This window comes from Cupriavidus sp. HPC(L) (assembly GCF_000307735.3).
GTDB lineage: Bacteria > Pseudomonadota > Gammaproteobacteria > Burkholderiales > Burkholderiaceae > Cupriavidus.
In genome coordinates, this window is the sequence record NZ_AMPR02000415.1 from 1 (window position 1) to 1,008 (window position 1,008).

1 protein-coding gene is annotated in these 1,008 nt (G+C 69.1%); it reads left to right on the forward strand.

Annotated elements, in window-relative coordinates:
• Positions 1 to 879, forward strand: an 879-nt coding sequence (rsgA, locus tag B551_RS18675) for a ribosome small subunit-dependent GTPase A (protein ID WP_023264775.1), incomplete at its 5' end; no start/stop codon positions are given.
• Between the last annotated feature and the right edge of the window lie 129 nt (positions 880 to 1,008).

Consider the following 1,008-nt stretch of genomic DNA (forward strand, 5'->3'; position numbering starts at 1 on the left):
GGCCGCCACTATGTGATCGAGCTCGACGATGGCGAGCGCACGCGCATGCATGCGTTTCCCCGGGGCAAGAAGAGCGAATGCGCGGTCGGCGACCGCGTGCGCGTCGAACGTGCCGCGGCCGATCAGTGCGTGATCGTCGAGGTCGAGCCGCGCCGCAATCTGCTGCATCGCTCGGACCAGTTCAAGTCCAAGCTGCTGGCCGCCAATATCGACCAGGTCGCGATCGTGCTGGCGACCGAACCGAGCTTCTCCGAGGACCTGCTGGGCCGCGCGCTGGTGTCCGCCGAGGCGCTGGAAATCGCGCCGCTGATCCTGCTGAACAAGACCGACCTGACCGACCGGCTGGAGGACGCGCGGCGCCGGCTGACGCTGTACCGGCAGCTGGGCTATCGCACCGTCGAGCTGTCGGTGCACGGCAATCCCGACGACGCGCTGGCGCAGCTGCGTCCGCTGACCGCCGGGCGCGCGACGATCCTGATCGGCCAGTCCGGCATGGGCAAGTCGTCGCTGCTGAACCTGCTGATTCCCGGCGTCGAGGCGCAAACCCGCGAGATCTCGGCCAAGCTCGATTCGGGCAAGCACACCACGACGTTCACGCGGCTATACCACTTGCCCGACGACTGGGGCCAGGGCGGCAGCCTGATCGATTCGCCCGGATTCCAGGAGTTCGGCCTGCACCATCTGTCCGAAGGCATGCTCGAGCGCGCCTTCCCCGAATTCCGCCCGCGGCTGACCGAATGCCGCTTCTACAACTGCCACCATATCAACGAGCCGGGCTGCGGCGTGCTGGCGTCGGTCGAAGCCGGCGGCATCGCGCCGCGGCGGCATCAGCTTTACCTGCAGCTGCTGCACGAGTCGCGGCAGCAGAAGCCGTGGTAGCAGTGCTGTAGATGGTCTCCCCTCTCCCGCTCGCGGGAGAGGGGCCGGGGGAGAGGGCAGCGGCATTGGCCAATGCCCTGGCCCTTGCACCGCCCCCTGCCCCCCCCCCCCCCCCCCCCCCCCCCGGGG